A 10,803-nucleotide genomic window follows, 5' to 3' on the forward strand; every position below is an offset into this window, starting at 1 on the left:
CGCCCCAGCCCCGAGGCGAGCCTCCCCGCATGTGACATTATCCCCGTCCTTTTGTCACACTGCCCACCCACTGCCATGCTGCCGCATCCCCGCCAACCCGCCCCCAAACCGCGCCTTTGCCGCGTAGGTCGTTGATCGTTTCTTGACATTCTCGTGGTAGACTTCCCGCTCGCACCGTGCAAGCCGCACCACACGACCCGCATCGCAGGAATATCCTGCGCGGCAGAACAGCAAGGGAAGGCAATGGAGCAAAACGCGCGCCCTTCGCAGGGCACCATCCTCGTCGTGGACGACGAGCCCGATATCGTCTCGTTGCTAGAAGAGTACTTCTCCAGCCAGGGCTTTCGCGTGCTCACCGCGCTCGATGGCGAAACGGCCCTCAAGCGCGCCGAGCACAGCCCCGACCTCATCGTGCTGGACGTGGGCATGCCCTTCATGGACGGCTACGCCGTGTGCCGGCGACTGCGCGAGCACCTCTCTTGCCCCATCGTGTTCCTCACCGCGCGCGTGGAGGACGTCGACGCGCTCGAGGGCTTCGAGGCCGGTGCGGACGACTACGTGCTCAAACCGTTCTCGCTCGCCGTGCTGGGCGCGCGCGTGCGGGCGCACCTCGCGCGCGAGAGCCGCCACCAAGCGAAGGCCGAGGTGCGCTTCGACGGCGACCTCGTCATCGACTATCGGGCGCGCACCGTGCAGGTGGCGGGAACCCCCGTGGAACTGACGCGCCGCGAGTTCGACATCGCGGCGTTCCTCGCGAAGCATGCGGGCCAGGTGTTCGAGCGCGAACGCATCCACGAGCGCGTGGGAGGATGGGAGAACGAGAGCGACCCGCAGGTGGTGACCGAGCACATCCGGCGCATCCGCAAGAAACTGGCCGCCGCGGGCCTTGCGCACGATCCCATCGAGACGATCTGGGGCATGGGATACAAGTGGCGCGCCTGACGAACGAGACGCGAAAGGGCGGCCGTCCGCAGGAGGAGGCGGGCGCGAGCGCGCGGGCAGGATCGCAGCGGCGCTTCGCCCGTCTGAGAGAGCGCTGGCGCAACGCGTCGCTCAAAACGTCGTTCATGGTGTACATGCTGGGGTTTCTGGTGGCGGCGCTTGCGCTGTCCTCCGCGACGGCCTCGCTGTTCGGCGGTCTGCAAAGCCGCGTGACCCAAGACGAGAGGGAAGCTTCGGGGCTGTTCGTGTACGACGCCGACGACGGGATGCTGCATCCAGCGCGCAGCATAAGCCTCGACGGCCGGGGCGCAGAGCTGTTCGTCCAGGTTTCTTACGATGGACGCGAACCGCTTGACCCACGCCTCTTGGGGGCAAGCGCCCGCATCTTCGACGCAAGCTCCTATCCCTACGAGTACCAGCTTATCGACACGACCGGCGACGAAAATGCCAGCGACGGCACGGCCGGCAACAAGACCGCAGACGAGAACGACGGCGCGGGGGACGAAGACAGCGCGAACGACGCAGAAGACGGGGCGGGCAACGCGGACGCCTCGGAAACCGGCGCATTTGAAGTGTACCTCGAAGGGCACGATGAGCTGGAGGCGTATCTGAACGAGGACGGCACGCTGCCCATCGACGACCTTGCCGCCTACGACGCCCATGCGCGCGCCCTGTTCGCCGCATGGATAGCCGAGCATCCCGAAAGCCCCTTGGCCGCGTTCGCGGCCGACGACGCGCTCAACGAGGAAGGAACTGCGAGCGGGTCGGACGCGCGCGATGGGTCGGACGCGCGCGACGAATCGGGAGCGGCAACCGAGCGGGCTGCGCGCGACGAATCGGACGCAGCCGCCGGGTCGGGGGCAGCAACTGCGCAGGACGCATCCGACGGGTCGCCCGCGGCCGCCGGCTCAGACGCGCCGGGCGACCGCATGCCCGTCTCGCCGGTCGGCTACTACCTCTCTTCGTCTCCCAGCCCGAGCGCGGCGGCGCTCTCCGCGCTGTTCGGTCTGCTCTCGTTCGCCATGTTTCCCTTGTGGTTCGGGGTGTGCATCTTCGCGGCGGCCCGGCGGTTCTTCCGCACGCGGCTTGAGCCGGGACTTTCCACGCTCGACGAGGCGGCGTCGAAGATCGCCGACCGCGACCTCGATTTCCACGTGGAACACGACCGCGACGACGAGTTAGGGCACCTGGCCTCCTCGTTCGAGACGATGCGCGCGTCGCTGGCCGCGTCGCAGCGCGCGCTGTGGCGCACGGCTGAGGAGCGCCGCCGCCTCAACGCCGCGTTCGCGCACGACCTGCGCACGCCGCTCACCGTGCTGAAGGGGAAAGTGGAGCTTTTGGGCGCGCGCCTGCAAGCCGGCGACGCCGCGCCCGAACAGCTGGAGGCGTCGGCGGCGGCGCTCGCACGACAGGTGGAACGCCTTGAGCGCTACGTCGAAGCCATGAGCGGGCTGCAGAAGCTGGAGGACCGCGCTGCCGTGCCCGAGCGGCAGACGTTCGACGCGGTGGCAACAGGGATCGACGACATCGGACGCTCGCTGGCAGCCGTTGCGGGCAAGCGGTTCGCGCTGTCCGTCAGCCCCGCGTGCGACGTCGCTCGCCCGCCGCTGCGCGTCGACCGCGCCATCGTGGACGAGGTTGCGGAGAACCTTATCGGCAACGCGCTTCGCTTCGCCCGCACACGCGCGGACGCGCGGCTCGACGTGCGCGACGGGGCGCTCGTCCTGACGATGGACGACGACGGCCCCGGCTTCTCGGCCAACGCGCTTGAGCATGGCTGCGCGCCGTTCTTCAGCGAGACGCCTTCGGAGAGCCATTTCGGCCTGGGGCTCAACATCGCCTCGCTTCTGTGCGAGCGCCACGGCGGTTCGCTTTCGCTTGCGAACCGTCCCGAAGGCGGCGCGCGCGTTGTCGCCCGATTCGCGATGGATGCGCCCGACGAATGCGCCGGGAGTTGATCGCGCGTAGACATCTGCCCCGTACCATCGAATCGCACACACGACGAATCGAGAAACGGAGCACCCGCCATGAACACCGTCCCCGCCGAAGCCGCCGCCCTCGCCGGCGATCATGATCGCCGCTCCGCGCCGCAGAGCGAAGCCCCCTCTGCCTGCAGCGCGGCGCGCGGGCAGAATGTCGCGCCCGGAGACGGCGGGTCACCGGGGCGAGATAGCACCCCAAGCCCTTTCGGGACGTCGGAGCGCAAAGCCATTCCGACGAAGAACGAACCGGAGAAGAGTCCGCTGGCGAAGGGCCGCGCCCTGTCGGAAGAGCGCCTTGCCGGCGACGCCTCGCCCCAGCCAGCGGAATGCCTTGCTAGCAACGCTCCATTTCAGTCGGCAGAGCGCCTTGCTAGCAATGCTCCGTTCCAGTCGGCACGGTACCTCGGAACTGGCAACGCCTCGCCCCAGTCGGCGCGCCCAACCCACACAGCAGAGAGCGCCGTGGATGTTTCACGTGAAACATTCGCCTTTGAACAGGTTGAACAATGCTCGATGCCAGCGTCGCGCCATCGGAAGACGGCGCAAGACCACGCCGCCGCCCCGGATCGCGCCGCGGCACACACGACAGGCGCGGCGAGCGCAGAGCAGGAAGCGGACGCGCCGCGAGCAGCAAGCTCGATGCCACACGCACGAGACGCGAACCGATCAGGAGACGGCGCACGGACGCAGGACGGGACACGCAAGCGCCCCTCGGAAGCCAGCGCTGGTGTTTCACGTGAAACACCAGCTTCCTATCAGGAGAAACGTCGTATCCTCAGACGAAAAAGAGCCGTGGTGATCGCCGGATTCGCCGCTTTGTGCGCGGGCATCGTCGCACTCTGGGCTTCGTACGGCCCGGAACTGCTCGCGTTCGTGGCCGATGCGCCGCGCTTCCGCGCTTGGGTGGACGAGGCCGGAGCGCTTAGCCGCATCGCGTTCGTCATGGCGAACATGGCCCAGATCGTGATCGCGTTCTTGCCCGGCGAGCCGCTCGAGCTGGCCGCTGGCTACGCGTTCGGCGCCCTTGAAGGCACGCTGTGGTGCCTTGTGGCCAGCGCGCTCGGAACGGCAGCGGTCATGGCGCTCGTGCGCACGTTCGGCTTGAGGATCGTGGCGCTGTTCTTCCCGCCGGAGAAGATCGCCTCGATGCGCTGGCTGCGCGACGCGCGGCGCTTCGAGCTGCTGCTGTTCCTCTGCTTCCTCATCCCCGGCACACCGAAAGACCTGCTCACGTACGTGGCGGGCCTCGGAAAAAGCCCCGTTGTGCGCATCGTGGCCCTCACCACCGTAGGCCGCATCCCCTCCATCGTGTCCTCCACGCTGGCAGCGGGCGCGTTCGGCGACGGCAACTATCTGGGCGCGGCAGCGGTGGCTGCGCTCACCGTGGCGCTGGCGGGCATCGGCGTGATCGCCTACCGAAAACTTTCTAGCAAACATATATTTATTGAGAATGACTATCAATAAAACCCTTCGCGCGGGAAACGGGGCAAAGGGCATGCGGTGAGAATATCGGAAAGATCGCAGACCGCTAAGGAAAGAGGGGGTCCCTATGCCCAGCTTCGCCAACCCCTTCGCCGGAAACGTCGAGCGCAAGATGACCAACGCCCCCACCGTCGGCCCGTCTTTCGCGTGTCGCACCGCCCGACAAGCCGTCCGTCGCAACGCCGCGCAAAAGCGGGCTGCGCACGCCCGTATTACCTGATAGAGCGCGAATGTTTCACGTGAAACATTCGTTCGCACACTCTTCGCCACCGAAAGAGCGCCGCGGATCACCTCGCTCGCGAAAAGGCCGATTCGCCGGGTGATCTCCGAAAGCGCATCGACAACGGCATCATCGGTCCGTCCACATGCCCCCTCGTATCGTCGAGAGCAGACATCCAACAATCACCGCGCAGCCAACCCAAAGGCCGGCCACAGCGCACATCCTCTATCCTGGCTTCTTTTTTACCCATTCGCCCTCGGAATGGCATATTGAGTTAAAAATGAAGTATACTTTTAACTCAATAAAAGCACTTCTCCGCACAAGAGTTAAAAGGACGACCTATGACGTACCGCGATCTGAGAAAGATATTTCACAGCAACCCGCAAGCATACGACAGCGAGTACGCAGCCAGATTCAACTCCCCTCAAACGCGCAAGATCGGCTTCGACGTGTCCGGAAGCCCTGCGTTCTTCGTCATGACGCCCGAGATCTATCAAGCTGAGCTCGCCGCCGCAAGGCTCGACAAAGAACTCTACCAACTCTGCCTCTCCCTGCCCGGCAAAGCCATCGAAAGCTACCAAGAATCGAACCTCATCGATGAGATCGTCATCACCAACGAAATCGAAGGCGTGCAATCCACGCGCCGCGAGATCGGGGACGCGCTCGAACGTCTGGAGAAAAACGACAAACACGGGCGGTTCCACGGGCTCGTTCAGAAATACCGAATGCTGAGCCGGAGAGAAGCCATCCCCATCCTCACGTGCGAGGACGTGCGAAGCATATACGACGACCTGGTTTTGGACGAAGTCATCCGCGGCAACCCAAACAATGCCCCTGACGGAACCCTTTTCAGGGAAGGGCCCGTATCAGTGTGCGATGCGAGCGGAATCTCCATCCACCAAGGAGTGGAGCCGGAATCAAAGATCGTCCGCTCTCTCCAAACGGCGCTCGACCTTCTGAACAACACGGACATCGAGCCTCTCGCGCGCATATCGCTTTTCCATTTCCTGTTCGGGTACATCCACCCCTTCTACGACGGAAACGGCAGAACGAACAGGTTTATCAGCAGCTACGTCCTGTCGACGAAATTCGAGCCGCTCGTGGGGTTCAAGCTCTCCCGCACCATCAAGCAGCACATCCAGCAGTATTACAAAGGCTACACCGTGTGCGAGCACCCCTTGAACAAAGGCGATCTCACCCCGTTCGTCATGGCTTTCTCGGACATCATCGTATCTGCCATGGAAAGCATGCGCGACTCGCTCAGCGAGCTGCGAGCTATGTTGCAGCAGGGAGAAGAGCTGGTAGAGCGCGTTTTCGCACCGGACGAAACCATCAGGAAAGTCGGCTTCATACTGGTGACAGCCGCACTGTTCGCATTCGAGGGCATCACTATGAAAGAACTCACCAGCGCCCTCGACGCATCGCGCCAAACGGTGTACAAGAGGCTCGCTCCGTTCAAAGAGCGCGGCGTGCTCATCGTTCGCAACGTCGGTCGGAGAACCTATTACCGGATGGACCTCGACGCCTTGGAACGCATCGCCAACGAGTGAACGGCACGTCGGATGCCCTACAACCTCTCCGCGTTCTTTTGGCGGTGACGGATGAGGAGGTTGCGCCAGACCACGTAAGCGGCCAGCACGAACGCGCCCAGATACCCGAACACAGCGAGGAACGGCACGCCAAGGAACTGCGGATGCATGTTCGTCTGGGCAAGCAGGCTGGAGCCCACGAACAGGCCCGCGGAGATGAGCGCCATGGCCACCGTGCCGCTCACCGAGTAGAGCGCGGCGAGGGCGTCGGTGGGCATATGCAGATCGGCTCCCACGCTCACCTGGCCTCGGTTCACCATGTCCAGCGTGTGCGACGCCTGGGTGGGCAAGCGCAAGGTCGCATCGAACGAGGTCAGCGCCGTGGAAAACGCCTCGCGCGCCTTCGCTTCCAGCGCATTCGCCGTGCGTTCGCGGCGCTTCAGGTGGTCGGCGATGATGCCGATCACGCTTGCGTCGGGCGCGATGTCCACCAGCACGCCCTCGATGGTCACCATGCCGCGCGCGAGCAGCGTGAACGACGGCGGCATGGCCAGGTTCTGCGTGCGCAGCACGTCGAACACGTCCATGAGCGCCCGGCCCACGTCGATCTCAGCCAGGTTCACCGTGGCGTACGAGGCCAGCAGCCGGCCAAGGCGGTCGAGCAGCCGCCCGTGATCGACTTCGCCACCGTCGCGCGCGGCGGCCAGCAGGGCCTGCATGAGCGCGTACGGGTCGTTCTCGGCGGCGGCACGCAGCATCCGGCCCACCAAGCCGCGCTCCATCGCCGTCAGCTCGCCCACCATCCCCAGGTCGATCCACACGATGTCGCCGCCGTTCACGAGGATGTTGCCCGGATGCGGGTCGGCGTGGAAGAACCCGTTGTCCACGATCTGCGTGACGTAGCTCTCGGCCAGTCGGTGCCCCAGCGCCCGCGAATCGAGGCCGCGAGCGCGCAGGGCGGCCACGTCGTTGACCATAGGGCCTTCGACGAAATCCATGACCAGCACGTCATCGGTGCTGAGAAGCGGGTAGGGCCGCGGGCTTTCGATGCCGGGCTGATCGGCCAGAAGCGCCCGGAACCGCTCGAGGTTGCGCAGCTCCACGCGAAAGTCCAGCTCCTGACGGGTCGTGCGCTCCAACTCCGTCACCAGGTCGGCCAGCGAGAGCTTGATGCCGTCCGTGGCGCGCGTGAGGCCGACGAGCGCCACGGCTTGGCGGATGAGCGCAAGATCCTGCGTCATCTGCTCCACCACGTGCGGACGGCGCACCTTCACCGCCACCCACGCGCCAGCCGACGGGAAGGAGGAGGCGCGTGCGGCGGCAGCGGCAACCCCAGCGCGTGGAGAAGAAGTTCCTGCAGGGGCGTCGGCTGCGCGCGGAGCGCGGGCACCTGCGGGGACGTCGGCGACGCGCGAAGCGCGGGCACCTGCGAAGGCGTCGGCGTGTGGAGCGCGCACGTCCGCGAAGGAATCGCGCGCATCGGCAGCAGGAGCGGTGGAGCGATCGTCCGGGACGCCCGCAAAGGCATCGGCAACCGCAGCGCATGACGCGATGCGTGCACGGTGCACCTGCGCGATAGACGCCGACCCGAGTGGTTTCCGCTCGATGCACGAGAACGTCTCGCGCCACGGATGCCCGAACGCCGACTCGATGACGGCCACTACCTCCTCGTACGGCAGAGGCGGCACATCGGCGCGCAGACGCTTGAACGCCTCGGCATATGCAGGCGGGATGACGTCGCTGCGATTCGCCGCGATCTGCCCCATCTTCACGAACGTAGGGCCCAGATCTTCCAGAAGGCTCGTGGCTTCGTCAGGAGAAAGGCCCTTGAACACGCGATGTCGCCTGAGGATGCGCTCGATCTCTCGCAGACGCCGACCCGAGCCGGCGCCCTTGTCGCGCCGTGCCTCCACGGCCACCTGCGCCACCTCTTTCAACGTGGGCATGCCCACCTCCTCGCCTCGCATGATCGACCGCGCCGAAAACCAGGGCCGATGCCCGAGCGTAGCACCGCCGCGCCGCTCTCCGCGCTTTCGCCGCCCAGCGGTCATCGGCTGGAAAACGGGCCGTAAAACAGCTGCGGATTTCAAGCACTTCGCATCGGCTGCATCGAAGCTTCTAAATAGAAACTCCGGCATGCCGTAGCAAGTCGAACGATCGACGCCGAATGGCCGAGCATGAAAAGCGGGCAGGCGCATCATTCAGGGATGCAGACCCCTCCCGCCACCGTCAACCAAACACCCACGCCCCATCTTTCCATAACGGCTCCTATGCGTACGGTCGCCCTCCGGCCACAAGGCCGGAGGGCGGCGAACAGAAGGAACAACGCGGGGCACAGGGAGGGGAGGAAGCCCCGCGCGTCTTCGGAATAAGCAATGCGCCTCTCTGTTGAATCAAGACGACACGAACCCGTACTCGCCGAGTTTCGGAGCGCGATTATCCTGACCGGCAGACGCTACCCGATGGCTTCGGCGGCGTACTGCCCGGCCAAACGGCCGCCGCAGTAAGCGCACATGAGCGAATAGCCCTCGTAATCGCAGTACGGAGCGCTCATGAGCGTGCCGTTGTCCGCACCGGCCACGTACAGTCCGGCGATGGGCAGCCCGTCCCCGTCGATGGCCTGCAGGCGGTCGTTCGTGCGGATGCCGCCGATGGTCACCCACGCGCTCGGCTCGTACTGCATCGCGTAGAACGGGCCGGTCGCGATGGGCTGCAGGAAGCAGGCCGGCTTGTAGAACTGCTCGTCTTTGCCCGCAGCGCATGCGGCGTTGTACGTCTCGACCGTCTCGACGAGCGCGGGCGCGTCGATGGCCTCGGCAAGCTCCTCGATGCTGTCGGCCTTGAACACCCAGCCCTCGCTCTGACCCGCCTCGAGGCCCTCTTCCACCTTCTCGAGGGGCTTGTCCTTGAGGGTCATCATGCCGGTGCGCCAGTTCTCGGCGTCGGCGCCGCACAGCGTCCACGCATCCGTCCCCGACGCAAGCCCGTCGATGTACGCCTGGTCGACCACGGCGTAGTACTTCCCGCCCACCAGCGAGATGGCCCCGCCCAAAGCCAACGGCAGGTTCGCGAACTTGCCCTCGTTGCTGAAGCGACGGCCTTGGTTGTTCACCAGCAGGGTGCCGTAAATGCCGATGGTGAACGCAGCGTTGTTGCGCTCGTACAAGCCCGAGGCCAGCTGGTTGGAGCCGGTGAACTCGTTGCCCGCAATGCCCCACTGCGTGGACAGCTGGCCACCTGCGGCCTGCACCATGTCGATGCCCTCGCCGGTGGACAGCACGCTGCCGAGCGGGTTCACGAACGTGCCGAACTTCTCCTTCATCATCTCGACGTTGCCCAAGAAACCGCCCGTCGCGACGATGGTCTGCTTCGCCCTGACGTCGATGACCGCGTCGCCCTCGCATTGCACGCCCACGCACGCGCCGTCTTCCATGATGAGGCGCTTGCCAGCGGTGTTGAACAAAAACTCGCCGCCTTCTGCCTCGACGAACTCCTGCAGCGGCTTCATGCGCTCCTCGCCCTTCACCTGAGCCTCGGTGTCGCCCTGGAAGTTGGCGCGCACAGACGCGTGGCCGGCGCCGTAGTTGTCGGGGCGCAGGCCGGTGGGCACGCCGAACACGTCGGTGAACTGGTCAACCGTCTCGCCGGAGATCTCCACCGCCGCCTTGATGGCCGCCGCGTTCGTGGACCAGTGCGCGTACTCCATGATGTGAGTGAACGCCTCTTCCACGGTGAAGTCGACGCCGGCTTCCTGCTGCAGCTTCGAGCCCACCATGAACGGGCCGCCCGCCAACGCTCCGTTGCCCACGCCGACGTTGCCGCCCTTCTCGACGACGATGACGCTCTTGCCCGCGCGCACGGCCTCGACCGCGGCCCACAAACCCGCGCCGCCCGCGCCCACGACGACGATGTCGCACTCCCGCGTCTCGTCGGCAGTCTTCATCGTCGCAGCCTCGTTGGCGTCGGAATCGGCAGCGGCCTTGTCGGCGCTGGAAGCGGACTGAGGCGCGCACCCCGCGAGCGCGGCTGCGCCGCCGAGCGCAGCGACGCCGCCAAACGCCAGAAACGTGCGACGGGAAAGACCCTTCTCAATGTTCTCCATGATGAACTCCCTCCGTAGAACTCCAACATGCCGAAGGCGATGCGCCTGCGCGCGTCGACCACGTCTTGCGCACGTCGGCCACGTTCCGCGCGCATCGGTCTTCGATCTTCCGGTACCATCAGGTGACAGAGGGACGGGGATAATGTCACATCCCCAAAAGACCTGCCGTGTCCTGTCACCCTCCGCGCGCGTCGGCCTTCGACCCTTCGGTGCCATCATGCCCTGTTGCGCGCTCCTTGTCGCGGGTGAACCCCCGCAGCAAGGGGTGAATTGCCCGCTCACCCCCAACCTCACCCCTAGCTTCCGCAAACGCAGCGCTTCCCACATCAGCTCAAACCCGCCTCTGCGTCGGCGCTTGCAGAACTGGCCGCGCTCCCGCCCTCGCCCCCACGACGGTTCCAATTCGCCTTGGCAACCCCTTTTCCAACAAAGCCCGCAGCCTTCGCCAGCGCCGCCACCTCCTCCCGTCGCCGTCATTCCCGCTCCCACATGGCCGCCACCCGCGCCGCCCTTGCTGTCGCAGCCCTTCCCTCCCCCCCCCCCCCC

General features: G+C 65.6%; 6 protein-coding genes. 4 read left to right on the top strand and 2 right to left on the bottom strand.

Annotated features, from left to right (window positions below; translation table 11 throughout):
• Window positions 1-243: 243 nt before the first annotated feature.
• From C2L80_RS11885 to C2L80_RS11900, 4 genes are all read left to right on the top strand, one after another.
• Window positions 244-942: a response regulator transcription factor gene (locus C2L80_RS11885; protein WP_087198637.1), complete on the top strand. Its 699-nt coding sequence runs from the start codon at window positions 244-246 to the stop codon at window positions 940-942.
• Window positions 930-2,900, top strand: a complete 1,971-nt coding sequence (locus C2L80_RS11890; RefSeq protein WP_239938966.1) for a sensor histidine kinase — start codon at window positions 930-932, stop codon at window positions 2,898-2,900. The genes C2L80_RS11885 and C2L80_RS11890 overlap by 13 nt, the downstream gene beginning before the upstream one ends.
• An 819-nt stretch (window positions 2,901-3,719) precedes the next feature.
• Window positions 3,720-4,388, top strand: coding sequence for a TVP38/TMEM64 family protein (locus tag C2L80_RS11895; protein WP_239938968.1), 669 nt, complete (start codon window positions 3,720-3,722; stop codon window positions 4,386-4,388).
• A 579-nt stretch (window positions 4,389-4,967) separates the two neighbouring features.
• A complete protein-coding gene (locus C2L80_RS11900; RefSeq protein WP_087198636.1) occupies window positions 4,968-6,176 on the top strand; it encodes a Fic family protein in 1,209 nt (402 codons plus the stop codon).
• Between the two features lie 17 nt (window positions 6,177-6,193).
• Here the strand turns inward: C2L80_RS11900 and C2L80_RS11905 are convergent, their stop codons facing one another.
• A complete protein-coding gene (locus C2L80_RS11905) occupies window positions 6,194-8,101 on the bottom strand; it encodes an ABC1 kinase family protein (protein ID WP_239938970.1) in 1,908 nt (635 codons plus the stop codon).
• A 509-nt stretch (window positions 8,102-8,610) separates the two neighbouring features.
• Window positions 8,611-10,257 carry an FAD-dependent oxidoreductase gene (locus C2L80_RS11915; RefSeq protein ID WP_103263269.1) on the bottom strand — a complete coding sequence of 549 codons (1,647 nt, stop codon included), beginning with the start codon at window positions 10,255-10,257 and terminating at the stop codon, window positions 8,611-8,613.
• Between the last annotated feature and the right edge of the window lie 546 nt (window positions 10,258-10,803).

Source organism: Rubneribacter badeniensis (assembly GCF_002899695.1).
Lineage (GTDB): Bacteria > Actinomycetota > Coriobacteriia > Coriobacteriales > Eggerthellaceae > Rubneribacter > Rubneribacter badeniensis.

Bases quoted from the DNA above. Each gene is read 5' to 3' on its own strand.
- C2L80_RS11915 (WP_103263269.1), bottom strand. From the start codon at position 10,257: ATGGAGAACATTGAGAAGGGTCTTTCCCGTCGCACGTTTCTGGCGTTT.
- C2L80_RS11905 (WP_239938970.1), bottom strand. From the start codon at position 8,101: ATGCCCACGTTGAAAGAGGTGGCGCAGGTGGCCGTGGAGGCACGGCGC.
- C2L80_RS11885 (WP_087198637.1), top strand. From the start codon at position 244: ATGGAGCAAAACGCGCGCCCTTCGCAGGGCACCATCCTCGTCGTGGAC.
- C2L80_RS11900 (WP_087198636.1), top strand. From the start codon at position 4,968: ATGACGTACCGCGATCTGAGAAAGATATTTCACAGCAACCCGCAAGCA.